Genomic DNA, 24,817 nt, shown 5'->3' on the forward strand with positions numbered 1-24,817 from the left:
GCAAAACGCGATGCAAAATCCTAAAGCTGCCGTAACCGCCGCGCCGGTCCAGACGCCGCCGATGCCTCCGCGCCTGGGCGAGGAGATTCTGTGCGTCAAGGACGTGTGCAGAGGGTTCAACAAGACTCAAGGTGAGTTGCTCGTCCTCGACGATGTGAACCTGTCGCTGCGCGAAGGCGAGATCGTCGGCATGCTGGGCCGTTCGGGATCCGGCAAGTCGACCCTGTTGCGCATTATCGCCGGCCTGATCGAGCCGACCGACGGCGAAGTGACGTATATGAGCAAGCCGCTCGCCGGCCCGGCGAAGGGCGTCGCGATGGTGTTCCAGACCTTCGCGCTGTTCCCATGGCTGACCGTGCTGCAGAACGTGGAAGCGGGCCTCGAAGCGCAAGGCGTGGGTGCGCGCGAGCGCCGCGAGCGCGCGTTGGCCGCGATCGACCTGATCGGTCTCGACGGTTTTGAAAACGCGTATCCGCGCGAATTGTCGGGCGGCATGCGTCAGCGCGTCGGCTTTGCGCGCGCGCTGGTGGTCGATCCGACGCTGCTGCTGATGGACGAGCCGTTTTCCGCACTCGACGTGCTGACCGCCGAAACGTTGCGTACCGACCTGCTCGACCTGTGGACGCAAGGCCGCATGCCGATCAAATCGGTGCTGATCGTCACGCACAACATCGAGGAAGCGGTGTTCATGTGCGACCGCATTCTGGTGCTGTCGTCGAACCCGGGCCGCGTAATCGCCGAGATCAAGGTGCCGTTCAAGCATCCGCGCAACCGGCTGGATCCGGCGTTCCGCCGTCTGGTCGACGAGATCTACGCAAAGATGACCGCGCGCCAGACCGGCGAAGCGACCAAGAAGGGGCTCGAACTCGGCAGCTGGCTGCCGCATGTGTCGACCAACCTGATGGCCGGTCTGATCGAAACGCTGGCCGCTGCGCCGTACCACGGCCGCGCCGACATGCCGGAAATCGCCCGCTCGCTGCATCTGGAGGTGGACGATCTGTTCCCGGTTGCCGAAGTGCTGCAGCACCTGGGTTTCGCCGACGTGCGCGAAGGCGATATTTTCCTGACGCCGCCGGCGCGCGTGTTCTCTGAATTCGGCACGCAGGAACGCAAGATGATGTTCGCCGAGCACCTGCTGCGCCATGTGCCGTTGGCCGCGCGGATCAAGAAGGTGTTGAACGAGCGCCCGGGGCATCGTGCGCCACGCGTGCGCTTCGAGCAGGAACTGGAAGATTTCTTGTCGGACAGCGCGGCGGAAGAGACGCTCGACGCAGTGATCAACTGGGGCCGTTATGGCGAGATCTTCTCGTACAACGACCAGACGGAAATTTTCAGTCTGGAAGACGTGGAGTCTTAAACCTGGTCGAGTCGATTCAGACGCTTCAGGCAAAAAAAGCGGCACGGGAGATCCTGCCGCTTTTTTTATTGCAGAGCGCCCCAGCGCTCGACTGCCGGTTCCGCCGACGCCCACTTCCAGCCTTTGTCCTGCAGGCACGCGCTCGCCGTGTACCAGTCTTCGTGCGCATTCGGGCCGTCGCCGTCCTGAACCGAGAACACGAAATCCTTGCACAGCGCGAGTGCCGAACTGAACGCGCGCGTCACGCGCACCTGGCCGTGGCCGTTTTCGATCGGCAGCGTGTGTTTGACCGCCCAGGGCCGCGTCTCGCCAACCGGCATCGCACCCGCCAGCGCGGCGATCATGTTCTGCTGATCGGTGTGCATGGTGCGCATATAGCGGCCGACGGCTTCGTCGGTCGCGGCCTGCACGGCGATACCGACGCCAATGCCGACTGCCGGGTTGGAAGTCACGAGGCCCGACGCGATACCGGCTGCGGCGCCGCTTGCCGCGCCGACCGACGAGCAGCCGCTCGTCAGCAGACTGGCGCCGACGCAGATCGCACCGGCCAGCACGAGCCGCAGACGTGGAAGCGACCGCGCCCTCATTGCAGCGCGCCCCAGCGTTCGGTAGCGGGTTCGGCCGACGCCCATTTCCAGTTGTCGCCGTCACGGCAGATCGACGCGACGTAGAACGCGCTGCTTGCCGGCACATTCCTGGTGGCGGTCTGATCGACCGAGAAGACGATTTCCTTGCAGTCGAGCGCACCGGCGCTGATCGTGCGGCTGACGGTGACGCGGCCGTGCTCGTCGTCTTCGATCGGCACCGAGTGGGTCACGCTCCAGGCTGCGATTGCGCCGACGTCGAGCGGTCCGGCGATTTTGGCGATACCGTCCTGCGTATTCTTGTGGACCACGCGCTCCGAGTACTGCACGCCGGCGCGCGCGGCGGCCACTGCGCCGAGACCGATGCCGGTCGCGACGGCCGCATTGCTGGTGACTTTGGCTGCGAGCGCGGCGCCTGCGATACCCGCGCCGGCGGTGGCGCCTTCCGAATAGAGCGAGCTGCATCCGCTTAACGCCGACGTGATCGCCACTGCCAATGCGGCGAGCGCCGCTGCATTCGGCCGTGCGCATTTGGCTGCCTTAGACGCTTTGGCTGTTTGTTTTGCCCAATCGGCCCAGACCTTACTTTTTTGCATTTCCCTGTCTCTGCTCCTGCAAGCGCCTTTCGCTCAGGCACCGTTGACACATGTGAAGCACGTGAGTGAAATGATGTGTGAGCGAAAGGCACGTCTTTCTCATCGTTGCACCGTGCGCTGCCGCATTTTGCAGGATGCCATTTGTAATTGGCAGTGGGAAAGTGCAAGCAATTGCAAAAGATGATGCGAGTCAAATCGCTTTCTGGTGAGAGGAAGCCGATTTGATTGGTGGTGCGAACGGATTAATTATGAGATGACAGGTGTGCAGAAAGGGCGGTTTCGGCAGAGAGGGAAGCACAACAAGCGCACGAGGAGGGCGCAAAAGAGCAGACGGCCAGTACCCAGAAAACACGCGCTCACGCGAACGAACCGCATGAGCGCCAGGCACGGCTTACTGCTCGGTTTCTTCTTCCGCGCCTTCGTCGCCGTACAAGCTCAAGCGGTTGTAGAGCGTTTTCAGACTCACGCCGAGCGCTTTGGCGGCGCGCCGCTTGTCGCCGCCGCAATACTTGAGCGTGCCGAGAATGATCTGCTTTTGCGCATCGGCGAGCGGGGTGCCGATCCACACGCTCATCGCGTCGCCCTGCGTCACCGGCTTTTTCACGCGCGAGGCGAGATGCGGATGCGGCAACTCGACCGTTTTCTCCGCGAGAATGAACGCGCGATACACCGCGTTCTTCAACTCGCGCACGTTGCCCGGCCACGACCAGGTCCGCAGGGTTTCGATCGACCGTTTGCTGAAGCTCTTGCTCGTGCTTTCCTGCTGATTCAGTAAGGCAAGGAAGTGTTGCGCGAGCAGTTCGCGATCGCTCTCGCGCTCGCGCAACGGCGGCGCGCGCAACGGAAAAACCGCGAGCCGGTACATCAGGTCTTCGCGCAGACCGTTTTCTTTCACCGCTACCGCGGGGTCGCGATTGGTCGCCGCGATCACGCGCACGTCGCCGCTAATCAGTTCGTTGCCGCCGACGCGAAAAAACGTGCCGGTCTCGAGCGCGCGCAAGAGTTTGACCTGGCGCACCGGCGCCATTTCAGTGATTTCGTCGAGGAACAGCGTGCCGCCGTTCGCATGTTCGAAGTAGCCGACGCGGCCTTGAACCGCACCGGTGAAGCTGCCTTTTTCGTGGCCGAACAATTCGGCTTCGATGAGTTCGTCGGGAATCGCGCCGCAGTTCACGGCGACAAACGGGGCGTCCTTGCGGCTGCTTTGATCGTGGATCGTGCGGGCAATCAGTTCCTTGCCGGTGCCGGATTCGCCGATGATCAGCGCGGTCGCGTCGGTGCCGGCGACGCGTTCGATCTGTTCGTACAGATCGAGCATCACCGGCGACGAGCCATACAGCAGCCCATACGATTTCAGTCCCGCGACGCCGTCCGCGACGCGCTGCTTCGTCTGTGCGGCGGAGACGGCGGCCGGGTCCAGATCGATTGACGCCATAAACGGGGTCCTGTGCAAATGGGGTTCGGTGTTGCGACGCGCAGAGTTTGAAGCCTTTGGCGCAAGACGGACCAGTGCGGTCACTATCTCACAAAAATTCGATTTAACCACTTTGACACCGCTTCCGGCAATTCATGTGACGGTCGGCGAAATAGGCCGCCGCACGCCTGGCCGAAAGTGCCCGAGCCCGTGGCGGTGCCGAATGAGACTGGCAAATATATCGGGCACGGCGTTTGCGGAGCGGTTCCGACATGAATGTGCTCTTGAGCGACGCTGTTCAAAGCGCGCCGGCGGCGGATGCGGTTCTCCGATCGTTCGCCATGCGCCGGAAACAAGGCGCAATCAAGATGCCAACGCCGAACTCAGATACAGGAGTGAATGATGACTGACACCAGGCAACAGCTCGCACTCGGCGGGCAGAAGATGGTCGAGGATCTGAGAGTGCTGCTGACGGACTCCGAAGAGATGCTGCGGCTTGCCGCCAACGTGCCGGGCGAGGGCGTCGATGCGCTGCGCGAGCGCTTGGGGGCGCATGTCCAAACGCTGCAATCCGCGCTCGGCGATGCACAACAGAACGCGCAGCGCCGCTATCGGGCCGCGACCGTCAATACCGAACGCTATGTGCGGCACAACCCGTGGCGCTCGATCGGCATTGCCGCGGGCGCCGGCTTCCTGCTTGGCGTTCTCAGCGCGCGCTAACGCGCAGTGTGCGACGCCGATCCGCTTGACGATAACAAGGAGTTCACGATGGGACGACCCAAAATTGGCATCTTCGGCGCGCTGATGGCTCTCGGCGGCTTTCTGGCCGTGCGCCACGTGCAACGAAACCGTGCCGCGCAGGCTCCGGCGGCGCGTGAATTGAGCCGCTGGGAAGGCGAGGGCGGCACGGTGATGGCGCCGGCTACGCCGTCCGGCGGCGTGACCGCGGCGAGTGCTGGCCCGTCTGCGCCAGACATCGCACATGGTGCAAATGGCTCGGCGCAACCAAACGGCGAAGGCGACGCATGGCCGTTTCCGCGTAGCTGAGGGCTCAATGGTGACCTTGCGTGCGCCGCTGCGCCGGCGTGCCGCTTCGAGAAGCGGCGCCTGGCGTCCCTTGCAAGTTTATCTCGATAAAGCCGTATAATAGGCAAATAGACAACAATGTCGCGCAATTACGGGGAATTTTGCCGTTGATTGTTGCGATATTGAATCAAGTCAGGCGCTCGGCGCTGCCGTGGAACGTTAGCGTGTGCTCACGTCAGGGCGCGCGCGACGCATCGGTAAGCCGCCGGCGGGCAGTTCAGCATGCGCTTTGCATGTCCCCCATTCACGCTTTCGGGCTTTCGAGACGCGATGCCACACGTACTGATTGTCGATGACGATGCCGGTACCCGCGAGGCGCTTTCCGCCATCATCGGGGAAGACGGTCTGACGACCGCCACTGCGGGCGATTTGCGCGAAGCGCGCATTCAACTGGTCCGGCAGATGCCGGATGTCGTCTTTACCGACCTGAAGCTGCCCGACGGCAGTGGAGTCGATCTGTTTGAAGATCTCGATCCGCGCTCCGGCGTGGAGGTGATTGTGATTACTGGCCACGCCACGGTGGAGTCGGCGGTCAACGCGCTGAAGATGGGCGCCACCGACTACCTGGTGAAGCCGATCAACATGCAGCGCGTGAAGGCGATCCTGTCGCGCTTGCCGCGCGCCGGCGACCTGAAGGCGGAAATCGGCACCTTGCGCGGCGAGTTGCGCCGCATGGGCCGCTTCGGTTTGATGCTCGGCAATTCACCGGCCATGCAGGAGGTCTACGACCAGATCGGCCGCGTCGCACCGACGGCCGCCTCGGTCATGCTGATGGGCGAGTCGGGCACCGGCAAGGAAGTGGCCGCACAGACGCTGCATCAGCTCAGCTTGCGCCGCAAGCACGCGTTTCTCGCGGTGAACTGCGGCGCGATCTCGCCGAACCTGATCGAATCGGAAATGTTCGGCCACGAGCGTGGCTCGTTCACCGGCGCGGACCGCCAGCACAAAGGCTATTTCGAACGCGCGAACGGCGGCACCCTGTTCCTCGACGAAATCACCGAAATGCCGATCGAGTTGCAGGTGAAACTGCTGCGCGTGCTGGAAACCGGCATGTTCATGCGGGTTGGCACGACCCGGGAAATCGAAACGGACGTGCGCCTGATTGCGGCGACCAATCGCGATCCTGAGCAGGCGGTACTGGAAGGCAAGTTGCGGCTCGACCTGTACCACCGCCTGAACGTATTTCCGATCAGCCTGCCGCCGCTGCGCGAGCGGGGTAAGGACGTCGAGTTGCTCGCGCAGGCGTTCCTCGACGAGCTCAACGAGCGTCACAGCACGAAGAAGCATTTCCCGCCTGCAGTGAAGGACATGTTGATGTCATATCCGTGGCCGGGTAATGTGCGCGAGCTGAAGAACTATGTGCAGCGTGCGCACATCATGTCGGGTGCGGATTCGGATAGCACGGCAGCGGTGCCGCTGCAGATCACGTTGTCGAAGCCTGCCGCCGGCACGGCGATTACGATTCCGTTTGGCACCTCGCTTGCCGAAGCGGATCGGCAGTTGATTCTGGCTACGCTCGAGCAATGTGGCGGTGTGAAGACGCGGGCTGCTGAGATTCTTGGGATTAGTTTGAAGACGCTTTATAACCGTCTTGTTGAGTATGGCAATGATGCGCGCGATGAGGGTGATGTTGCTGATGAGTCGCGGGCTTTGAGGGGAGCGGATGTTTGAGGTTAGGCGGTTTTTTTGCCTTTGGCGGCGCTTGTTGGCTGTATGTCTGCGGCGCTGGCCTTCATTCGGCATAGGCCTTGCTGTGTTCCAAAGGAATGCAAAATCGAGGATAACCAACATGCCGGAATACGCCGCCGCTCCCGCACTTCCCCTCCCAAAGCTCGCTCACCGCCCCGAGCCAATCGAACCGCCATCGCCATCGCCATCGCCGGATCCTGGCGAGCCCGACACGATTCCAGGTCCCAGTCCGACTCCAGATCCGATCGAACCCGTTGCGCCGCCAATCGGCGATCCGCCACCCCAGCCCACACAAACGCCACAAGCCAGGCGGCATCTGTCGTCGCAAGCGCCACCTATGCCACAAGCCAATCAGCGTCCGCCGTGGCGAGCGTCAGTCGTGCAACTCTGACATGCTCCGTGCGCTGCATCACATCAGGCGCAGCGAATTTATGTACTTGTTACAAAGCTGGCGCATCTTTTACCGGCAATTTACCGTCGTGACCCCTACACTGAATTGATGCCGTCGAGATGGCGGCGGGCTTCCCCGGAGGCATCGATCATGAGACATCCAGCACTGCGACGTTCCGCACGCCACTCCAAGCGCGATTCCCGGCCTGCCAGCAGCAAGAGCGCCCCGGCAGAGTCGCCGGACCCGGCGGCGCAGAACCGCGTCGCGCCCGATGCGCCCCCAGACGGCGAGCACAACCAGGGCGGCGTGCGTCGGGAAGGTCTGGAGTACCAGCGCGATCTCGGCTCGGAACAGGACGCGTGAGCCCTCTGACGGCCGGTAAGACGGGTCCCGGTTTCGTCATACAAAGCAGAAAAAATTTCTTCGCGGTGCTTCCATATCGCGTGTTTCTGCTCGTTCGTCACATTTGCATACATTTTTATTTCCGGCATCTCAAAAAACGGCACGCGATTTGCATGCACCTCTTTGGCACACATCCGTATGCAACGAAACAACTGACTAGGTGGAGCACCAATGAGCAGACTGATCGTGGTATCGAATCGTGTGGCGCCGACCCAGGAAGGCCGCCCCGCAGCAGGGGGCCTCGCGATCGGCGTGCTGGACGCATTGAAGGAAACCGGCGGAGTCTGGTTCGGCTGGAGCGGTGAAACCGTGAGCGAGCCGTCCGCTCCGGTGATCGAAAAGCAGGGCAATGTGACGTACGCGACGGTGGGCCTTACCAAGCGCGACTATGACCAGTACTATCGCGGCTTTTCGAACGCGACACTGTGGCCGACATTCCATTATCGCAACGACCTGTCGCGCTACGACCGGCAGGAATACGCGGGCTATCAGCGCGTCAACGCGACGCTCGCCAAACAGCTCAAGGAGCTGCTCAAACCCGATGACATCATCTGGGTGCACGACTATCACCTGCTGCCGTTCGCGCGCTGTCTGCGCGAGCTCGGCGTGAAGAATCCGATCGGCTTTTTCCTGCATATCCCGTTTCCGGTTTCGGAAGTACTCCGCACGATTCCGCCGCACGAGGAATTGGTCAAGGCGATGTGCAGCTACGACGTGGTCGGTTTCCAGACCGAGGCGGACCGCCAGTCGTTCGTCGACTTTATCGAGCGCGGCTTGCACGGCACCTCGAGCGAAGACGGCATGGTGCACGCCTACAACCGTTTCCTTAAAGTGGCGGCGTACCCGATCGGTATCTATCCGGACGCAATCGCCAAGGCTGCCGAACAGTTCACCGACCGCAAGCCGGTGCGCAGCCTGCGTGACGGCATGCGCGGGCGCAAGCTGATCATGAGCGTCGACCGGCTCGATTATTCGAAGGGTCTGGTGGAGCGCTTCCAGGCTTTCGAACGTCTGCTGCTGAATGCCCCGGGTTGGCACGGGCGCGTATCGCTGGTGCAGATCGCGCCGCCGACGCGCGCGGATGTGCAGACGTATCAGCGCATTCGTCAGACGCTGGAGGGCGAAGCCGGCCGCATCAACGGCCGTTTCGCGCAACTCGACTGGACGCCGATCCAGTACCTGAACCGCAAGTACGAGCGCAATCTGCTGATGGCGCTGTTCCGTCAATCGCAGGTCGGCTATGTGACGCCGCTGCGCGATGGCATGAACCTCGTCGCGAAGGAGTACGTTGCATCGCAGGATCCGGCCGATCCGGGCGTACTCGTGTTGTCGCAATTTGCCGGTGCGGCCGAGCAATTACCAGGGGCGCTCGTCGTCAATCCCTTCGATCTGTCGCAGATGGCCGAGGCGCTGGAGCGCGCACTGTCGATGCCGCTCGCCGAGCGTCAAGCGCGCCATGCGGACATGATGGCGCCGATGCGCGAGAACAATCTGTCGGTCTGGCGCGATACGTTCCTGGGCGATCTGCGCAACGTCGCGACCGCCTCGTCGGTGACGGCCAAAGCGGTAAAGCTCGCTGACGTGACGGCATCGTCGTCGTAGCCGCATCAGCGGTGGCGCGGTTTCTTCAAGAACCGCGCCTGCTGGTCACGTCGAACTGTTTATCACGCGCAACGTGCTGACCACGGCGGCGACCGCTGAAAAGCACGCGGCCACATACAGCACGATAGTCGGCCCATGCTGCGGCGCGATGCCGAAGATCAGCGCGACCAGCGCGGCGCCGAGCGTCTGTCCGGTCAGGCGCGCGGTGCCGAGCATGCCGCTCGCGCCGCCGCTGCGCTCACGCGGCGCGGCGGACAACATGGTCCGGTTGTTCGGCGACTGGAAGATCCCGAAGCCCGCACCGCACAGCGCCATGCGCCATGCGATCTGCATGGGCTCGGGATGCGCGCCGAGGGTGGCGAGCAGCAGCAGGCCCACGGTCATCGCAGCGAGTCCGACACCGCCCAGCCAGCCTGACGACACCTTGTCCGACAGCACGCCGGCAATCGGCGCGGCGATGATGATCACCGCCGGCCACGGCGTTATCAGCAAACCGGTCTCTACCTGCGAGAAACCGAGCGCGTCCTGCAACAGAAACGGCAACGACACGAAGGCCAGCATCTGCGCGCAGAACGAACAGACCGAGGTGCCGATCGAGAGGGCGAACACTGGAATCCGCAGCAAATCGATCGGCAGCAAGGGCGCGGGCTGGGTCAATTGACGGCGCACGAAGAAGTAGCCGATCACAACGGCGCCGAGTGCTTCTGCGGCGACCCAGCCGAAGCGCTCGCCATGACCGAGGCCGTCGACGGCGAAGATCAGCAGGCCGAACACGAACGCGTTCATTACCGCGCTCAGATAGTCGTACGGAGAGTCGTGGCCGGGATTCATCGGCAGTGCCTTGAAGCCGCCGACAATCGCCGCGATCCCGATCGGCACATTGATCGCGAACAGCCACGGCCACGAGGCTACGGCGAGTACGCCGGAGGCGACCGTCGGCCCGAGCGCGGATGACACCGCAACGACCATCGCGTTGATTGCAACGCCGCGCCCAAGCTGCGTGGGCGGATAGATCATGCGCACGAGCGCGGTGTTCACGCTCATGATGCCCGCCGCGCCGAAGCCCTGAACGACGCGGGCGAGCGCGAGCGTCGGCAGCGAGGTGGACAACGCGCAACCGAACGACGCCACGGTGAACAGGATCAGCCCGGCCAGATAGATGCGCCGGTAGCCGATGCGATCGCCGAGCGACGCGAGCGGCAGCAGTGAAATGGTGATGGCGAGCTGGTACGCGTTGACGACCCAGATCGAGCCGGCTGCGCTCGCATGCAGATTGCGCGCGATGGTCGGCAGCGCCACGTTGGCGATCGCGCTGTCGAGCACCGCCAGCGTGAGGGCGAGCGCGATAACCAGCATCGCCCAGTAGCGTTGCGGAATCGGCAGGCCTTGTTCGGTGCTGTCTGCGAGCGGCGTGCCGGCGGCGAGTGGGGTAGCCGAGGGGGCACCGGCCGGCATCGAACTGTCCTTGCGCAATGGTTGTGCGTGCATCGTTCTGTTGGATTCGGAGTGGGGCGGTTCATCGACCCTGCGACCTGCGATGAACCACGCGCGCTGCGTGCCGCCCTGGAAGACAAGACGGCACGCAGCGACGATGCCGGCGCTGCGACAGCGCAACGGCATCGTGTCTCATGCGTTATTTGAGCTCGTACAGGCCGGTGTGGGTGGTGGAGTCGAGCTCGTTAAGATGCGTCATGAAACGCGCGACCGCATTGGTGGTGTCCGCGTTGATCGGCAGGTGCGGCACCTTCAGCGCATGCAGGCGGAAGATGTAGCGATGCGTCCTGTCGCCACGCGGGGGCGCTGCGCCGCCGAAGCCGACCGTGCCGTAGTCGTTGCGCACCTGCAGCGCGCCTGGCGGCAGCAGCGAGCCATCGGCCTTGCCGGCGTTGCGCGGCAGTGAGCGGGCGTCAGCCGGAATGTTGACGACAACCCAGTGCCAGAAGCCGCTGCCGGTGGGCGCGTCGGGATCGTGAACGGTGAGCGCGAAGCTTTGGGTGTCGGCCGGTGGCGCATCCCATTGCAATGAGGGCGAGATATTCTCGCCGTCTACACCGAAGGCCTTGTCGTGGTATTCGTGGGCTTTCGGCATAAAGCCATTGGTGGGGAAATCGTCGGACCAGAGACGGAAATCAGCCATCGTGTGCCTCCCTTCGTGAGTGGTTCTGGGATGGTCGGGGCGTGTTTTTTTGCTGCCGGCTTACCGCCCGATTTCTGCAAGTTCGGCTCGCAAAAATGCCCCGAGCTAGCCAATCGAGTGTATCACCAGCCGCTTGCGGATTCGTTCCAATCGGGTGGGCTACAAGCAGCTTTCAGCCGCGCTCCTCGAAGCGCGGCGCGTCGCTCTTCAACCACTCGACGAGCCGTTGCAACACGCCCTCGATATCGCGATTCGCGCCACGCAAAGCGCATTCCCATACCACCCCGACGCGCCAGCCGCTGGCGAGCAACGCCGCCTGAACTTTGTCGTCGTTGCTGCGATTTCGGCCGATCTTGTCGCGCCAGAACTCCGGCCGCGTTTGCGGCCATTTGAAAAGATGACAGTCGTGACCGTGCCAGAAGCAGCCGTGCACCAGTACGACAGCGCGGTAGCGCGGCAGCACGATGTCCGGGCGGCCCGGCAGGTCGCGTGCGTCCAGACGGAAGCGAAAACCCCGGCCATGCAGCAGGCTGCGGATCAGAATTTCGGGTTTCGTGTTGCGGCCGCGAATGCCGGACATCATCCGGCTGCGCGTTGCGCTGTCGACGATATCGACCATCGCTAGCGCCTGGGTAGGGGAACGGGCCGCTCAGGAATAGAGCGAAAGGGCTTGCTTCGAACCATTGTGCGTTTCCTTGGCGAGCAGGGTTTGCACGTGCGGCAGCATGATGCGCGCCATTTCCCGCATCACCGGCATGACGACGCTGTTGCCGAATTGCCGGTAAGCCTGCGTGTCGCTGACCGGAATCCTGAAGGTATCGGGAAAGCCCATCAGCCGGGCGCATTCGCGCGGCGTGAGGCGTCGCGGCCGCAACTGTTCGCCCTGATAGACCAGAATTTCCGAGCCGTCCTTGTGATAACGCGCGGAGAGTGTGCGCGTGACGCTGTCGGGATAAGCCATGCCGAAGCCAAAGCCGTTCCCCGCTGCACGATGCTTCGCCGCGTAGTTTTGCAGATAGGTCCAGAGATTCGGCGTGAGCGTGTACTTTGCTTGCACGCGTTTGCCGGCATGGTCGAAGAAGCGATCGTGGTCCCACGGCAGCACCGGTTCGCTGCCGTCGGTGCGATGCAGGATCGAGCCGAGGCGCGGGCCGCTTTCCGGCAGACGCAGATCGTCCCAGGTGAACGACGTCTTGCCGCGAAAGCCGACAATGATGATGCGTTCCCGGTGCTGTGGCGTGAAATGCTGGCCGTCGACCACGCGGTAGTGCACTTCGTAGCCGAGTTCGTCGCGCAGGGTCTGCAGGATCACGTCGAAGGTACGGCCTTTATCGTGCGAAAGCAGATTCTTCACGTTCTCCAGCAGGAACGCGGCGGGGCGCTTTGCCGCAATGATCCTGGCGACGTCGAAAAACAGCGTGCCTTGCGTTGTGCACTCGAATCCGTGCGGGCGGCCCAGCGCGTTCTTCTTGCTGACGCCGGCGATCGAGAACGGCTGGCACGGAAAGCCGCCGAGCAGCACATCGTGACTCGGCACCGCTTCGGCGGGAAACGAAACGATGTCGCCGATCAGCGTGTGTTCGCCGTCGGCCGGGTAGTTCTCGCGATAGGTTTTGGTGGAGAAATCGTTCCACTCGCTCGTGAAGACACAGTCGCCGCCGTGCGCCTCGAAACCCATGCGAATGCCCCCGATGCCGGCAAACAGATCGATAAAGCGGAACTGGGCGCCGCCCGTAGCCGCGCCGGCCTTCGTCCGACCGCCGCTGTGCAGCAGATCGCGCAAGGCCGGTTCGAGCATGGACGGACACGGCGTTTCGCCTTTTTCCCAGCGGCGCACCGTCTTGATGTCCTTACCGACGTGCGCTGCGATTTCGCGTTGGGTGAAGCGGGTGCGCGCCTGTCTGAGCAGGTCGAGCGGTGGGGCGTGGGTCACAGAGGTCCTTGCTGGGGAATTTTTGCGGACATTATGACCTAAGGTCGTCCCATTTTTCCTATTTCCGCGGACAAGGGGCGGAATATTTCCGGCAAGCAAAGCCTGTTCTCGCCTAAACGCGGCTGTCACGGTTGGACGTGCAGGCTTGTCGTGTGACGCGAATTCCCCGCGTTGCGACGTGTTCAGGCCGCGACAGGGTTCGCGGCCTTTTTTTAGCGGATACGAGTCGGACTGGCCGGCGTGGAAGGCCGGCCATCAAGGCTTGCAGCGTGTCAGAAATGGTCGTCGGAGGTCGCGGCCTGTAGCGGCTGGGGCAGCGCGGCGTCTGCCGGGGGCAGCTCATCCAGAACTGGCTGGGGTGCGGCTTCGAACTGGTCGAGCTGCAGCAGGAGGCTGTCGACTCCGCACAATTGCGCGTGGGACAGATTGCCGGTGTCGAGCAACTGGTGCAGACGCTTGCGCCAGTAGGCGGTCGGCAGAATCGGTCCGCCCAGGTCGCCGTGTAAAGACGGCCGCATCACACGCCCGATATGCGCGATGTCCTGGTCGATCAGCGCCGCCTGGGATGACCCCGTCTGCGTAATGGGTGTGCGTTCCATAGCTCCTCCATGGCGCCTTTACGGCAGGCTGCGGAGGGACTTTAGGGCTTTTTGAAATATTTTTCGCGACCGGCCTGACAGGGCGAAACCGGCTGGCGGCGGGCGCGGGCACACCCGTTGCTGAACAGGGATACTGGCGTAATGTCGCGCCGGCATTCCAGAAATCGGAGCTGAACATGAACAAGGACCAGGTAAAAGGCGTGGGCGAGCAGGTCAAGGGCAAGGTCAACGAAGCCGTCGGCAAGGCCACCAACAACCCCGGTAAGGAGCTCAAGGGCGACCTCCAGCAAGCCGCCGGCAAAGTGCAAAAGGCTTATGGCGACGCTAAGGAAGACGCCAAGGACAATGCAAAGCGCAACGCGCCGTAATGCGGCTCGCGGGGTCGCTTGATGGGAAAAGGCGCTTCGGCGCCTTTTGTGTTCTGGCCTGGGAGTAACCCGGGTTCGGCGCCGCAGACGCTCCGCGCGTCGTGCGCCGCCTTTAGACTGGGCGGATTCAACTAGGGGGAGGCGCCCATGACACCCGAAAAAGTGCTTTCGATGTTCGAACGGCAGTATCTGGAGGGCAAAGTACCCGTCGACCTCGAAACCACCTGTGCGAGTTTTGCCACCTGGCTGGCTGGGGCGTGGGAGCAACTCGATGGCGAGCAGAAGACCCTGCTGCTGACGGTCGGCGCGACGCTGTGGCGCGATGGGTATAACCTGCGCGCCGGTACGGCGACCAAAGATTTGTGGTGAGCCTTGCCGCCGCGGGCGGTTAGGCGGTAAGGAGGCGCGTTGAGTGGCCACGTTCGCACCAGGGTGTTTTGAGGCGGGCTCGCACGCGTTGTGCTGAGTCGGTTTATATTTGGCGGTCGCGCGTTCGGGTCTTTCTTTTCGGCCATCTGGCCGATCGCGGATTCCCGATTCCGATTTCCAGCCGAAGCTCTCGCACAAGGTTTACACCCTCACCATGACCGATCTCTCCACCTTCCCGATCACGAAGAAATGGCCTGCCGAGCATCCGGACCGGATTCAGCTGTATTCGCTGCCGACGCCCAACGGCGTGAAGGTGTCGATCATGCTCGAAGAAACCGGTCTGCCGTATGAGCCGCACCTCGTACGCTTCGATGCGAACGATCAGATGTCGGATGCGTTTCTGTCGCTGAATCCGAACAACAAGATTCCGGCGATCATCGATCCGAACGGCCCCGGCGGCAAGCCGCTGCCGCTGTTCGAATCCGGCGCGATCCTGATCTACTTGGCGGAGAAGACGGGCAAATTGATTCCTCAGGATGCCGTTGGCCGTTATGAAGCGATCCAGTGGGTGATGTTCCAGATGGGCGGCATCGGCCCGATGTTTGGCCAGGTGGGTTTCTTCCACAAGTTCGCCGGCAAGGAATACGAAGATAAACGCCCGCGCGACCGTTATATCGCCGAGTCGAAGCGGCTGCTTGCGGTGCTGGATCAGCAGCTCGAAGGGCGTGACTGGATCCTGGGCGATGCTTACTCGATCGCCGATATCGCGACCTTCCCGTGGGTGCGCAATCTGATCGGCTTCTACGAAGCAGGGCATCTGGTCGGGATCGAAGACTTTCCGAATGTGAAGCGGGTGCTGGCGGCGTTCGTTGCGCGTCCGGCGGTGGCGAAGGGATTGGATATTCCGAAGCGGCCTTCGTGATGGGGGGGCGGCCGGGGGCGTGGATCGTTTCCGGCTGTTGTTGGCATCAGAGGCGCAACCATGACAGTCGAAGCCATCCGCGACGCCAAAGGAAGCTGTTGCACCCGTGATGGCAACAAAAAGCCCCGTAGCGCAAGGCATGCGGGGCTTGTCTGGGCAAATTTGGGAGACGCTGGGACGCTGATTGGTCCCCCCGACAGGAATCGAACCTGTATCTAGCGCTTAGGAGGCACTTGTTCTATCCATTGAACTACGGGGAGAGGACCGAACCAAAATAATCGCTGTAATCCCGCCGACGAACAACCCCGGGCAGGGACCAGGCGAGTCCAAATTCGCCAGCGAGCGCAGAGTATATCAAACACGCCCAGCCGCGAGGAGGGCTGCAAAGCCCGTCACACAAAGCAAACGGCCCAGCAGGCTTCACCCACTGGGCCGCGCGAACCGCCCGGCGCACTACATCAGACAGCGCACCCCCGGTTTAATCGAGCTCACTCAGAATTCCACCACCGCAAACTCCGCCTTGCTTACATCGCACAGCGGGCAGTGCCAGTCGTCCGGAATCGCGGCGAAGCGCGTGCCCGGGACGATACCTTCTTCGGGAAGGCCTTCTTCTTCGTTGTAGATCCAGCCGCAAATCAGGCAGACCCAGCTCTTATATTCAGTCACTTCAATTACTTCGCTCACGACGTACTCTTCTTTGGTTCAATGCAATGATCCGCCCAGTCTGCCCCTTTTTGGGGCACGGCGGCGACCCGCAATGTTACCGGAATTTGTCAAATGCACCGCGTCAAATGCATCGCTAACTACCCATGCGGCAGCGCCGCAAAGCGCCTGAGACGTGTCCGGGCCCGCGTGACGGACTCCGTCATACACAGCGTGTATGCTTTGATCCGCAACTCATCTTTTGGACAGGCGCGGCGGGCGCTTGGCATGCGTTGCGACGATCGGCCTCAGGCGACTTGAGCCGCCATCGACGCCTGCATGGCCGCGCATGACTCTCGTTTCCCAGAAAAAGGAGAAAAACGATGTTTAAGAACACATGGTTGGCCGGTACGGTACTGGCCGGCTTGCTCGCCGTATCGGGCGCGGCGCAGGCCACAGGCGTGTCGTTCGTGCAGCCGGCGGACGGTGCAACCGTCAGCAATCCGGTGCACGTGGTGTTCGGTGTCGACGGCATGAAGATCGCGCCAGCCGGCACGATGACGGAAGGCACGGGCCATCATCATCTGCTGATCGACGGCAAGCCGCTTCCCAAGGGCGAAGTGATTCCCGCCAACGACAAATCGCTCCACTTCGGCAAGGGCCAGACCGAAACCGATCTGACGCTGCCGCCGGGCGACCATACGCTGACGCTGCAATTCGGCGACGGTGCGCATCGTTCGTATGGGCCGGAGATGAGCAAGACCATCACGGTGCACGTGAAGTAACGTGACGGGTGAGACGGCTGGACGTGCGCGAGCGCCGTCCGGCCGCGTTTTCCGTTTTATATCCTGGCTTGCGCAGGGCTTGAACCCAGTCGGATCCGGTCTGCATCTGGCTTGCGTACGGTTCATCCCCGTTTTGCAAGCTGGCCATTCAGCCTATCTCTTCCGGCATACAGGCACCCGCCCGCGCGCCCGGTACAATGAGCAGTTCCGACTCATCGCTGTCTTCTCCAATTCTCCATGTCGCTTTACACCATTACCGGGGCCCAACTGGCGTTCGGTCACGTCGCGTTGCTCGATCACGCGGATTTCTCTCTCGAAGCGGGCGAGCGCGTTGGGCTGATCGGCCGTAACGGCGCGGGCAAGTCGTCGCTGCTGAAAATCGTCGCCGATCTGACCAAGCCGGACGATGGCCTCATCACGCGCCAACAGGGCCTGACGTCGGTCTACGTGCCGCAAGAGCCGGAGTTCGATACGGACGACACGGTGTTCGAAGCGGTCGCCGCCGGCCTGACTCACGCCCGCGAGCTGCTGGATCAATATGACGCGGTCGCCAATCAGCTGGCCGACGAGCCAGAAGGCCCGGAGCACGACGCGCTGATGTCGCGCATGAACACGCTGCAATCGGCGCTCGACCATTCGGACGCCTGGAACTGGAGCACGCGCGTGGCCACCACGCTGCAGCAAATCGGTCTGAATGGCGAGGCGCGGGTCGGTTCGCTGTCGGGCGGGATGCAAAAGCGCGGGCGTGCGGGTGCGCGGGCCGGGGCCGGACCGCCGCCCGGTCGGCTGCCGCAGTCGTGAAAAAAACTGGTTGGCAGAACGAACGGATTGGCGATGGCCCGACAGGGGCACCCCAAGGGCAACCGGGGGGCGGGGATGAAAGGGATGCCGGAACCGGGCGGCGGCCACGGGCCCACCCGCACGGCGCCTCCCTCACCCGGGACGACCTTTGGGGGACGGGGCGCGGCCCCCCTGTCATGCAGGCTTCGTGGGTGCGCAGCGGCACCGGGGTGAGGCACCGCGGTGACCCGTTGGAGGCCGCCGCCTGAAGCGAGCCCGCCGCCGCCTGGCCGGGGCGGACAGGCCGGGGCGCCCGCGTCAGGGTTTTTTGCCGACAGTGTTTTCTGCCGATCCGCGCTGGGCCTGCTTCAGTTTGTTGGGCCGCCAGGTCGCGCCGCCGGCGGGATTCCGCACGCGTCCCGGGCCGGTTCAGGAGGCGGTCGAACGGGACCTGGATCCATCGGGCCGCGCCCCGTCGCGGGTGCTGCACCCTGCGGCTGAACACCCGGAAAGACGCGGCCGCGAAGCCAATGGCGAGAACCGGAATTGCCAGGACAACGGCTGCATGCACGGCATTGATGCTCATCACCGGCCCCCAGGCCTGAAGCACGCCAGGCTGGCTGCGACGCACGGTAATTCGATGCTCTGTTGCGTCGTCCAGCCCCACGCGGCCATGGTAGCACGCGCGGTGACGGCTGCCCCGGAGGCCGAGCACACCAGGAAGCCGACCGGGAGTGGGGTATGACGCGGCCTTCGCCGCGCAGATGCGTCTCAAAGCCAGCGGCAATGAAGGGGTCGATAGTTGGGGCTATCTACCCCTTCATTTGCGGACACTGGCCGTTATATGGACCGGATGACGTCGCCGGATGGCATCCTGGCGTGATGACGCGGTGCGCCGACCGTGACCTGAGGACGCGGGGACTGGATTTTGTGACCGCAGCCGCGAAGCGCGCGGCCACGCGCAATAGAAGACTTTGAAAACGCAGAGACGTGCCCGGCGGTCTGCGGCGGTCGACCCTCGGGGAAGACTGGCTCCGGCGCAGAACCGGGCGTTGACGTTTCGCGGTCAGCGTCCTCGACCGTGCCCAGGACAGATTCCCCTGGCGACTTCACCCGGTGCGTGCCCGGCACGACAGGACGACGGGCCTGTCGCGGACCACATGCCGCTGTGTGCCGATTGCGCGAAGGCGCGCCGATCGGGTAGGGTGACGAGATTTCAACCACAACGAGGAAAGTTCACAATGAACAAGCAGGAACTGGTGGATGCGGTCGCCGCGAAGACCGGGAGACAGCAAGGCCGCGACGGGCGAGACGATTGACGCGGGTGATCGCAGCCATCACCGGTGCGCTGACGAACGGAAAGACGGTGCAAACTGATCGGCTTCGGCTCGTTTTCCACCGGTGCGCGTGCCGCGCGGGTCGGGTCGCAACCCCGGCCACCGCGCCGAGATCCAGATCCCTGCGGCGAAGACCGTCAAGTTCACGGCGGGCAAGGCATTTCAAGGATGCGGTGAACGGCGGCTGAGAGCGGGGCGAACCGTCGGCAGGCTTCCTGCCGGCGGTACTCAGCGGGGGCACGTCGACCCCACCGTTGGCTGGCGTCAGGGAGCGGGCGTGATTGTGCAAAGAGCCTGGACCTGGGCAAGTCGGCCAGGTAGCATCGGTAGCGAGATGCTGCGACGTGCCGCGGCCCCTTCGATTCGCTGCACCATCTATAAAGATAGCTGTATGGAAAAGAAACGATCGCCGAGCAGGCGGGAGCCGCTGTGTCCACCGATCGGTGCGCTGCTGCGCTACCGGACGCGCATCGTGCGCGTGATTGCAGAAGCGCTTGGGCAGCGCGCGATGATCGTATCTCTCGATACGACGGGCAGGACCTTCGTCAGCACCGTCAAGTGGATCAGTCTGCGCGATCTCGGCGCTCAGCTTTTCTGAAGCTGGATCTCTTCGCGGGCGATCGGTCGGTCATTTCGGGCATGGCTGCGGATCAAATACTTCGACTCTCCAGCTTCGATATGCCCGCCGGTGCCCGAACGTAGCAAGTGCCTGCTTATTCCATCGCGCTGGATGCGGAAATTTGCTACTCGTATACTGGCGCTGACATCGGGAAAGGAAAGAGTATGCAGCGCGTAGTTGTCCGGCGGTCTTCAGTTCACGGTAAAGGCGTGTTCGCCAAGTACGCGCTCGCGGCGGGCGAGCGCGTGCTTGAGTACAAGGGTGAAATCACCTCGTGGCGAAGTGCGGTGCGCCGTCATCGGCGCGAAGGCATCGCAGGCCATACGTTTCTTTTCGGCCTGTCGGATGGGCGGGTGATCGACGGCAGCCGTGGCGGCAACAGCGCGCGCTGGCTCAATCACGCGTGCGCGCCCAACTGCGAAACCATTGAAGACGGTGATCGCATCTTCATCCACACGCTCCGCTCGATCGGGGCCGGTGAAGAATTGTTCATTGAATATCTGCTTGCCACTGACGATCCGCTGGATGAGGACGTCCGGGCGCCAGTACGCGTGCCGGTGCGCCGCGGCGGACTGTCGTCACTCGATGCTGGCGGACGCAGCGTGAACAGAGGGGCGGAGGAGCCAGTTGGCAGCATCGCTATCCCGAAAAGCGCCGGCAGCCCGACGCGGGAGAATGAGGGATTTGTCCGGATCGGCATGGATGTGGTTTTCCATCTCGATGTGCTGAAGTCACCGTTGCTAAAGGGCGATGCATCCGACCGTGCGCCTGGCGCAAATGCGAAGAAACAGATGTCGCTGGAGCTTGACGATTGGTGGTGAGGTCGACGCCAGCGCGTATCTCGACAGCTATAGGGGAGCGGCCTTATGCAGAAGCGGAAGTTCGCAGGAAAGATAGCAGGGAAGGTGAATCTGCCGGAACTGCTGGACCAGCTTGAACTGGCATTGGCGGCGACGCCGGCTCGCACGTCCGTTTGTCGGGCGCTATCGGATCTATACCAGCGGCTCGGTTCGGCTAGCGGGGAAACTGCTCCACGTGCAAGTCGATCTGCGTCGCTGCGGCGTCGGCTCCAATCCGGCCTCGAATCTTTGCCACTGTTTTCGTAATCGCCGCTGGATCGGGCGACCCTATGATCGTTGGGAATAACCCAAGAGCATTCAGCGGCCTCCGCGAATCGTACGCGGCAAGTCTCCCGCAGCGGACCGAGTTCGGCCAGTTTGAGACATTCAACCCGACCTTCACGCGGACGTTCGAACGTCGGCTCCGCCCAAACAACGGACCTACGCGCGCGATCACGTCAATCGACGCTCGCCTCCTTGTGCAGCCATCGCCATGTTGGTGGCGTCGGTGTCCGCCAACATCACGAGCAGCGTCGGGTTCCGTATCGCGATAGACCGGGGGAATTGGCGGTCACCTGGCTGAAGGCGGCGGGCATTAAAGGGTGGCAAACCTGCCCGAGCACGGGCTCGGCGCCACCCCATGGAACGCACCATAGAGAGAAAGCACAATTCAATGTGCGATTCGACTAGCGGAAGCCGTAGACCAAGACCTTTTTACCCTCAAAGCTCACTTGCACACCTAACTGGCAATTCGATGAGCACGTCGTGCCGTCGGCGGTCGGCCCGGCGGACGGTACGGTCTCCGTGGCGATAATCGCTTTGACGACCGTCCCGTCGTCAGCGACCACCATTTCCAAGTCAAGCACGACGCCGGCCGGCACGGGGCCGCCAGTGTACGTGATTTGCATGGTACCGGTGCAATCGGCGTTCACCGCGTAGGAGCCGCTCTGATTCGGATTGAATGCAGTCTGCCCGCCTTTCGGGACCCCGTTCATATTCCCCTGCCCCTTACTTAGCGTGTTGATGACGGGCAATTTATTTGACGAAGAGCCCCGCCGGTCTTGGATTGGCGGGGCTTTTACTTTTTCGAAAATATTTTCCACTTGCATAACGCGGCGAAGACCCCGTCCAGCGGGGCTATAGGGGCTGACGTGGGAGCGGTGCTTGCACGGTGTTTGAAGCGAGTTTATGCCCAGTTTTGGCGGCCCTGCGACGAGTGCGCATGGGTTGCGCCAACGAGTTGCCGTGCGGAAAGGCGTCCCATTCGGGCGCTGAGGCGGAAATGCCGGCCTGTTTTTAAATTTTTGGGCCGGTAAGTATAAAAAATGCCGAGGATTTTGGTCCTCGGCATCGAATCAGCCCCGCCAGGCAAGGCTCCCGTCAACACGCTAAGTAAGGGGCAGGTCATATTCCCGAAGTCGGTCCGTGCAAAATGACCTGCGCCATCGAACGTCACGATGGCGACGTCATTCAGGATGGACGGGGTGGCGAACGGATGCAGAACGCTACCTGTTGTTGTTGCCTCCAGCAATCCAAGAACTTCCCCCTGGGCGCTAAACCCATACGGTCCCTTTAACGTTGCGTTCGAGCAAAGGCCGCCGTGGCCGTCGGCCTGCGCGGCACCTTCACTGATCCCGCGCAAGCCGGGCGAGCGCGTAAAGACCGACCGGCGTGATGCCATCAAGCTGGCGCGCTCGCTGCGCGCCGACGACCTGTCGGCCGTGTACGTGCCCGGCATTGAAGACGAGGCATTCCGGGATCTCGCCCGCGCGTGGGCGGCTGCCCGCGAGGATCTGCGACGTGCACGGCATCGACTGAAGTCGTTCCTGCTCGCGCATGGCGTCCGTTATACCGGTAGCGCAAACTGGGGCGAGGCGCACCGTCGCTGGCTGGGCCGCTGTTCGTTTCCCAGCGCCTGGCAGCACCTTGCCTTTGACGAACACCGGCGCACGATCGAGGACCGGCTTGCGCAGTGCGCCCGTCTCGAAACAGCCCTACGCGAAGCGGTGATCTCCTGGCGCTTCTATCCGGTAGTGCTGGCCCTGCAGGCCATGCGGGGCGTCCAGTTCGTTACCGCCGTCGGGATGATTTCAGAAGTGGGCGACCTGTCCCGCTTCGAACACCCGCGTCAGCTGATGGCCTGGCTCGGCGTAACGCCATCCGAGCATTCATCGGGAGGCAAACGCCGCCAGGGCAGCATTACCAAAACCGGCAACAGCTACGCCCGAAGACTGCTGGTCGAAGCGGCCTGGAGTTACCGCCATCCTGCCCGCGTCAGCCCGGAAATCCAGGCCCGTCTCGAAGGTCTGCCCAAGGCCATCATCGACCGCGCCTGGGACGCCCAGGTGCGGCTGTGCCGACGATTCCCCCGGCTGACCGCGCGAGGCAAGCCCATCAACATCACGATCGTGGCTATTGCCCGCGAACTGGCGGCGTTCATCTGGGACATCAGTCGACTGGCCATGGCGCTTGCAATACCTCGCAGCGAACCGCCCGCGGCCTGTGTGTGATTTCCCGAACAACGGAAGGAGTTTCCTGAAGGCGGCGCAGCCCGGCATCCGAGCAACCCGCGATGGTATTACGCAACGGGCATCACCAACTTGCGGCGGAAGTTAGCGGCAGGCTCATGAGGCGGACCTCTGTAATGCGGTATCCAACCCGCGGATGTCAGATCCTATGAAGCGAGTCCCTCGCCAAGCTGACGCCTAAAATCAGCATGCTGAGGTTTGCTCACAGGAGAACATCATGCTTACCGATCAGGCATACACAGGTAGTGGTGACGGACTGGTGCTGGCAGTGTCGCTGGAACTGGCGGCGGCCAAATGGAAAGTCGCGTTTCACGACGGCCGGCGCGAGAAGCCGGCCGTCCACACCGTTGGACAGCCGCAGGCTGCGGCGCGCCTGCAGGCAGTGCTGGACCTGATCGAGACCCACAAGGAAAGATGGTCATTACCGACAGATGTACGGGTTGTCGTGAGCTATGAGGCCGGGCAGGACGCGTTCTGGATCTGGCGCGCGTTACGGGCTCGACACGTCGACTGCTACGTCATTGATCCGGCCAGCATTCCGGTCGAACGCCACCAGCGGCGCGCCAAGACCGATCGGCTCGATGTCATCAAGCTGGTCATCAATTTGCGCGCGTGGCTGCGCGGCGAGCGCGATCGCATGCATGTGATTCGCGTACCGTTACCGGAGGACGAGGCATCGCGCCACTTGATGCGAGAGCGCGGGCAACTACAGAAGGAAATCCTGCAGCACCAAGATCGCATGCGCAAGCTGCTGGCCACCCTCGGCTGCTGGGATGCTGTCGATCACCGGGCATTCGCGGACCGACTCGAGCGCGACGAAGTACGCTGCCACGACGGTGCGCCGTTACCGCGCGAGCTGTATGAGCGGTTACGGCGTGAGTGCGATCGGCTGGCCCTCGTCGAACAGCAACTTGCGGTGTTGGAGAGCACGCGAAAGACAAACGTACCAGCAGTCGCGCGCCAGCGTTGCGATGCGCTGGCGCGGCTGAAGGGTATAGGCGAAGTAGGCGCCTCGCGCCTTGCGCTCGAGCTCTTCTGGCGGAACTTCAACAATCGCCGCGAAGTCGGCTCGTGCGTCGGGCTGGTGCCTCAGCCATACGACAGCGGCGAAAGCCAGATCGATCAAGGGATCAGCAAACAGTCAAACCGGCGGGTACGCGCGCTGCTGATCGAGATTGCATGGACGTGGCTGCGCTACCAGCCCGGCAGCGCACTAACAAAATGGTTTGACCAACGCACACAGGGCACGGGGCCGAACCGACGTGCGCGACGTATCGCTATCGTCGCGGTGGCGAGACGTCTTGCCATTGCACTGTGGCGCTATCTGAAAGACGGAGTCATTCCCGAAGGCGCGGATCTTAAGAACGTTTAGGCATACTTATGTCTACCTGATAGGATGTAGAGGTTTTTCTTGGCATTTTATTTGCGTAGCAAACACGGTTGGAGTGAACATGCCCGTGATCACGCTGGGTTGCTGAAGCAACCGAATATTTTCAGATGGGGCATGTTCCCGGAAGAGATTCCGGCGTAACGCGCATGCAGGATAAGGCTGGCGACACGCCAGCGGATAGAAGGTGGTGACTGCGACACGAAGTTGCTTGCAGGAGCTGTTCCCGCTTCAACATGAGGGAACCGCCCGTGTCACCGGGCGAGTCTAGGAGTCTGAATAAAGAGCGACTCTGACAATGTAACGAAGCATCGCAAGATGCGGGGTATCAATCGCGAGAGGCGTACCCTTCTGGCAGCCACACGCCGGATGAGTGCTAGACAGTCGGCATGGCGAACACATGTGAATCTGCGATAAAGGTCGTTATTCTAAACAAGCGGAAGTGGCTACT

At 62.6% G+C, this 24,817-nt stretch carries 23 protein-coding genes, 1 tRNA gene and 4 pseudogenes; 17 read left to right on the top strand and 11 right to left on the bottom strand.

Annotated features, from left to right (window positions below; all coding sequences use genetic code 11):
- Nucleotides 1–10: 10 nt before the first annotated feature.
- On the top strand, nt 11–1,357 hold the full coding sequence (locus AYM40_RS04215; protein WP_063495129.1) for an AAA-associated domain-containing protein: 1,347 nt from the start codon (nt 11–13) through the stop codon (nt 1,355–1,357).
- A gap of 65 nt (nt 1,358–1,422) precedes the next feature.
- Here AYM40_RS04215 and AYM40_RS04220 read toward each other — a convergent pair whose 3' ends face one another.
- The 3 genes from AYM40_RS04220 to AYM40_RS04230 form a co-directional block, all read right to left on the bottom strand.
- Nucleotides 1,423–1,944: a hypothetical protein gene (locus AYM40_RS04220; RefSeq protein WP_063495130.1), complete on the bottom strand. Its 522-nt coding sequence runs from the start codon at nt 1,942–1,944 to the stop codon at nt 1,423–1,425.
- The gene (locus AYM40_RS04225; protein WP_063495131.1) at nt 1,941–2,537 is read right to left on the bottom strand and encodes a hypothetical protein; all 597 of its coding nucleotides are present in this window, start codon (nt 2,535–2,537) and stop codon (nt 1,941–1,943) included. The genes AYM40_RS04220 and AYM40_RS04225 overlap by 4 nt, the downstream gene beginning before the upstream one ends.
- 391 nt (nt 2,538–2,928) lie before the next feature.
- Nucleotides 2,929–3,972 (bottom strand): sigma-54 interaction domain-containing protein, encoded by a 1,044-nt coding sequence (locus AYM40_RS04230; protein ID WP_063495132.1) that lies wholly within the window; start codon nt 3,970–3,972, stop codon nt 2,929–2,931.
- A 381-nt stretch (nt 3,973–4,353) separates the two neighbouring features.
- Here AYM40_RS04230 and AYM40_RS04235 point away from each other — a divergent pair, with 381 nt between their 5' ends.
- The 6 genes from AYM40_RS04235 to otsA all read left to right on the top strand — a co-directional run bounded on the left by AYM40_RS04235 (nt 4,354) and on the right by otsA (nt 9,121).
- Nucleotides 4,354–4,671, top strand: a complete 318-nt coding sequence (locus AYM40_RS04235; RefSeq protein ID WP_063495133.1) for a DUF883 family protein — start codon at nt 4,354–4,356, stop codon at nt 4,669–4,671.
- Between the two features lie 48 nt (nt 4,672–4,719).
- Nucleotides 4,720–4,998 carry a hypothetical protein gene (locus tag AYM40_RS04240; RefSeq protein ID WP_063497832.1) on the top strand — a complete coding sequence of 93 codons (279 nt, stop codon included), beginning with the start codon at nt 4,720–4,722 and terminating at the stop codon, nt 4,996–4,998.
- A 309-nt stretch (nt 4,999–5,307) separates the two neighbouring features.
- Nucleotides 5,308–6,708 carry a sigma-54-dependent transcriptional regulator gene (locus tag AYM40_RS04245; protein ID WP_063495134.1) on the top strand — a complete coding sequence of 467 codons (1,401 nt, stop codon included), beginning with the start codon at nt 5,308–5,310 and terminating at the stop codon, nt 6,706–6,708.
- Nucleotides 6,709–6,826: 118 nt separating this feature from the next.
- Nucleotides 6,827–7,117 (top strand): hypothetical protein, encoded by a 291-nt coding sequence (locus AYM40_RS42200; protein WP_082854936.1) that lies wholly within the window; start codon nt 6,827–6,829, stop codon nt 7,115–7,117.
- A 150-nt stretch (nt 7,118–7,267) separates the two neighbouring features.
- Nucleotides 7,268–7,480 carry a hypothetical protein gene (locus AYM40_RS04250; protein WP_063495135.1) on the top strand — a complete coding sequence of 71 codons (213 nt, stop codon included), beginning with the start codon at nt 7,268–7,270 and terminating at the stop codon, nt 7,478–7,480.
- Between the two features lie 210 nt (nt 7,481–7,690).
- Complete coding sequence (otsA, locus tag AYM40_RS04255) at nt 7,691–9,121, top strand: alpha,alpha-trehalose-phosphate synthase (UDP-forming) (protein ID WP_063495136.1); 1,431 nt, start codon at nt 7,691–7,693, stop codon at nt 9,119–9,121.
- Between the two features lie 45 nt (nt 9,122–9,166).
- Here the strand turns inward: otsA and AYM40_RS04260 are convergent, their stop codons facing one another.
- The 5 genes from AYM40_RS04260 to AYM40_RS04280 all read right to left on the bottom strand — a co-directional run bounded on the left by AYM40_RS04260 (nt 9,167) and on the right by AYM40_RS04280 (nt 13,790).
- Nucleotides 9,167–10,609 carry an MFS transporter gene (locus tag AYM40_RS04260; protein WP_082855145.1) on the bottom strand — a complete coding sequence of 481 codons (1,443 nt, stop codon included), beginning with the start codon at nt 10,607–10,609 and terminating at the stop codon, nt 9,167–9,169.
- A gap of 145 nt (nt 10,610–10,754) precedes the next feature.
- A complete protein-coding gene (locus tag AYM40_RS04265; protein WP_063495137.1) occupies nt 10,755–11,258 on the bottom strand; it encodes a YbhB/YbcL family Raf kinase inhibitor-like protein in 504 nt (167 codons plus the stop codon).
- A gap of 172 nt (nt 11,259–11,430) precedes the next feature.
- Entirely contained in the window at nt 11,431–11,877 is a 447-nt protein-coding gene (locus AYM40_RS41810) for a very short patch repair endonuclease (protein WP_063495138.1), read from the bottom strand.
- 30 nt (nt 11,878–11,907) lie between these two features.
- Complete coding sequence (gene dcm / locus AYM40_RS41815; protein ID WP_063495139.1) at nt 11,908–13,191, bottom strand: DNA (cytosine-5-)-methyltransferase; 1,284 nt, start codon at nt 13,189–13,191, stop codon at nt 11,908–11,910.
- A gap of 272 nt (nt 13,192–13,463) precedes the next feature.
- Nucleotides 13,464–13,790: a hypothetical protein gene (locus AYM40_RS04280; protein WP_063495140.1), complete on the bottom strand. Its 327-nt coding sequence runs from the start codon at nt 13,788–13,790 to the stop codon at nt 13,464–13,466.
- Between the two features lie 176 nt (nt 13,791–13,966).
- On the opposite strand from AYM40_RS04280, the gene AYM40_RS04285 reads away from it, so the two are divergent.
- From AYM40_RS04285 to AYM40_RS04295, 3 genes are all read left to right on the top strand, one after another.
- Complete coding sequence (locus tag AYM40_RS04285; RefSeq protein ID WP_063495141.1) at nt 13,967–14,158, top strand: CsbD family protein; 192 nt, start codon at nt 13,967–13,969, stop codon at nt 14,156–14,158.
- A gap of 147 nt (nt 14,159–14,305) precedes the next feature.
- Complete coding sequence (locus AYM40_RS04290; RefSeq protein ID WP_063495142.1) at nt 14,306–14,527, top strand: hypothetical protein; 222 nt, start codon at nt 14,306–14,308, stop codon at nt 14,525–14,527.
- A 214-nt stretch (nt 14,528–14,741) separates the two neighbouring features.
- On the top strand, nt 14,742–15,449 hold the full coding sequence (locus AYM40_RS04295; RefSeq protein WP_063495143.1) for a glutathione S-transferase N-terminal domain-containing protein: 708 nt from the start codon (nt 14,742–14,744) through the stop codon (nt 15,447–15,449).
- 185 nt (nt 15,450–15,634) lie between these two features.
- Here AYM40_RS04295 and AYM40_RS04300 read toward each other — a convergent pair.
- Nucleotides 15,635–15,709, bottom strand: a tRNA-Arg gene (locus AYM40_RS04300).
- Nucleotides 15,710–15,941: 232 nt separating this feature from the next.
- Entirely contained in the window at nt 15,942–16,133 is a 192-nt protein-coding gene (locus AYM40_RS04305; protein WP_063495144.1) for a rubredoxin, read from the bottom strand.
- Nucleotides 16,134–16,474: 341 nt separating this feature from the next.
- Between AYM40_RS04305 and AYM40_RS04310 the strand changes: the two genes are divergently transcribed.
- From AYM40_RS04310 to AYM40_RS04325, 5 genes and pseudogenes are all read left to right on the top strand, one after another.
- On the top strand, nt 16,475–16,876 hold the full coding sequence (locus AYM40_RS04310; RefSeq protein WP_063495145.1) for a DUF4399 domain-containing protein: 402 nt from the start codon (nt 16,475–16,477) through the stop codon (nt 16,874–16,876).
- Between the two features lie 237 nt (nt 16,877–17,113).
- A pseudogene (locus AYM40_RS04315) lies at nt 17,114–17,617 on the top strand (ATP-binding cassette domain-containing protein); the annotation flags it as partial.
- A 1,280-nt stretch (nt 17,618–18,897) separates the two neighbouring features.
- Nucleotides 18,898–19,181, top strand: a pseudogene (locus AYM40_RS37960) (HU family DNA-binding protein).
- 203 nt (nt 19,182–19,384) lie between these two features.
- Nucleotides 19,385–19,591: a hypothetical protein gene (locus tag AYM40_RS04320; protein ID WP_063495147.1), complete on the top strand. Its 207-nt coding sequence runs from the start codon at nt 19,385–19,387 to the stop codon at nt 19,589–19,591.
- Between the two features lie 185 nt (nt 19,592–19,776).
- A pseudogene (locus AYM40_RS04325) lies at nt 19,777–20,218 on the top strand (SET domain-containing protein).
- 919 nt (nt 20,219–21,137) lie between these two features.
- On the opposite strand, the gene AYM40_RS04330 reads toward AYM40_RS04325, so the two are convergent.
- Nucleotides 21,138–21,560, bottom strand: a complete 423-nt coding sequence (locus AYM40_RS04330; RefSeq protein WP_148662098.1) for a hypothetical protein — start codon at nt 21,558–21,560, stop codon at nt 21,138–21,140.
- A gap of 510 nt (nt 21,561–22,070) precedes the next feature.
- Between AYM40_RS04330 and AYM40_RS04335 the strand changes: the two are divergent.
- Together AYM40_RS04335 and AYM40_RS04340 are read left to right on the top strand one after the other, a co-directional pair.
- A pseudogene (locus AYM40_RS04335) lies at nt 22,071–22,961 on the top strand (IS110 family transposase); the annotation flags it as partial.
- Nucleotides 22,962–23,196: 235 nt separating this feature from the next.
- Complete coding sequence (locus AYM40_RS04340) at nt 23,197–24,351, top strand: IS110 family transposase (RefSeq protein ID WP_063495149.1); 1,155 nt, start codon at nt 23,197–23,199, stop codon at nt 24,349–24,351.
- The last annotated feature ends 466 nt before the right edge of the window (nt 24,352–24,817 follow it).

The sequence above is a fragment of the Paraburkholderia phytofirmans OLGA172 genome, from assembly GCF_001634365.1.
GTDB lineage: Bacteria > Pseudomonadota > Gammaproteobacteria > Burkholderiales > Burkholderiaceae > Paraburkholderia.

What these genes read in the sequence shown, in the direction of transcription:
- AYM40_RS04215 (WP_063495129.1), top strand. Translation starts at nt 11, where the DNA reads ATGCAAAATCCTAAAGCTGCCGTAACCGCCGCGCCGGTCCAGACGCCG.
- AYM40_RS04220 (WP_063495130.1), bottom strand. Translation starts at nt 1,944, where the DNA reads ATGAGGGCGCGGTCGCTTCCACGTCTGCGGCTCGTGCTGGCCGGTGCG.
- AYM40_RS04225 (WP_063495131.1), bottom strand. Translation starts at nt 2,537, where the DNA reads ATGCAAAAAAGTAAGGTCTGGGCCGATTGGGCAAAACAAACAGCCAAA.
- AYM40_RS04230 (WP_063495132.1), bottom strand. Translation starts at nt 3,972, where the DNA reads ATGGCGTCAATCGATCTGGACCCGGCCGCCGTCTCCGCCGCACAGACG.
- AYM40_RS04235 (WP_063495133.1), top strand. Translation starts at nt 4,354, where the DNA reads ATGACTGACACCAGGCAACAGCTCGCACTCGGCGGGCAGAAGATGGTC.
- AYM40_RS04240 (WP_063497832.1), top strand. Translation starts at nt 4,720, where the DNA reads ATGGGACGACCCAAAATTGGCATCTTCGGCGCGCTGATGGCTCTCGGC.
- AYM40_RS04245 (WP_063495134.1), top strand. Translation starts at nt 5,308, where the DNA reads ATGCCACACGTACTGATTGTCGATGACGATGCCGGTACCCGCGAGGCG.
- AYM40_RS42200 (WP_082854936.1), top strand. Translation starts at nt 6,827, where the DNA reads ATGCCGGAATACGCCGCCGCTCCCGCACTTCCCCTCCCAAAGCTCGCT.
- AYM40_RS04250 (WP_063495135.1), top strand. Translation starts at nt 7,268, where the DNA reads ATGAGACATCCAGCACTGCGACGTTCCGCACGCCACTCCAAGCGCGAT.
- otsA (WP_063495136.1), top strand. Translation starts at nt 7,691, where the DNA reads ATGAGCAGACTGATCGTGGTATCGAATCGTGTGGCGCCGACCCAGGAA.
- AYM40_RS04260 (WP_082855145.1), bottom strand. Translation starts at nt 10,609, where the DNA reads ATGCACGCACAACCATTGCGCAAGGACAGTTCGATGCCGGCCGGTGCC.
- AYM40_RS04265 (WP_063495137.1), bottom strand. Translation starts at nt 11,258, where the DNA reads ATGGCTGATTTCCGTCTCTGGTCCGACGATTTCCCCACCAATGGCTTT.
- AYM40_RS41810 (WP_063495138.1), bottom strand. Translation starts at nt 11,877, where the DNA reads ATGGTCGATATCGTCGACAGCGCAACGCGCAGCCGGATGATGTCCGGC.
- AYM40_RS04280 (WP_063495140.1), bottom strand. Translation starts at nt 13,790, where the DNA reads ATGGAACGCACACCCATTACGCAGACGGGGTCATCCCAGGCGGCGCTG.
- AYM40_RS04285 (WP_063495141.1), top strand. Translation starts at nt 13,967, where the DNA reads ATGAACAAGGACCAGGTAAAAGGCGTGGGCGAGCAGGTCAAGGGCAAG.
- AYM40_RS04290 (WP_063495142.1), top strand. Translation starts at nt 14,306, where the DNA reads ATGACACCCGAAAAAGTGCTTTCGATGTTCGAACGGCAGTATCTGGAG.
- AYM40_RS04295 (WP_063495143.1), top strand. Translation starts at nt 14,742, where the DNA reads ATGACCGATCTCTCCACCTTCCCGATCACGAAGAAATGGCCTGCCGAG.
- AYM40_RS04310 (WP_063495145.1), top strand. Translation starts at nt 16,475, where the DNA reads ATGTTTAAGAACACATGGTTGGCCGGTACGGTACTGGCCGGCTTGCTC.
- AYM40_RS04320 (WP_063495147.1), top strand. Translation starts at nt 19,385, where the DNA reads ATGGAAAAGAAACGATCGCCGAGCAGGCGGGAGCCGCTGTGTCCACCG.
- AYM40_RS04330 (WP_148662098.1), bottom strand. Translation starts at nt 21,560, where the DNA reads ATGCAAGTGGAAAATATTTTCGAAAAAGTAAAAGCCCCGCCAATCCAA.
- AYM40_RS04340 (WP_063495149.1), top strand. Translation starts at nt 23,197, where the DNA reads ATGCTTACCGATCAGGCATACACAGGTAGTGGTGACGGACTGGTGCTG.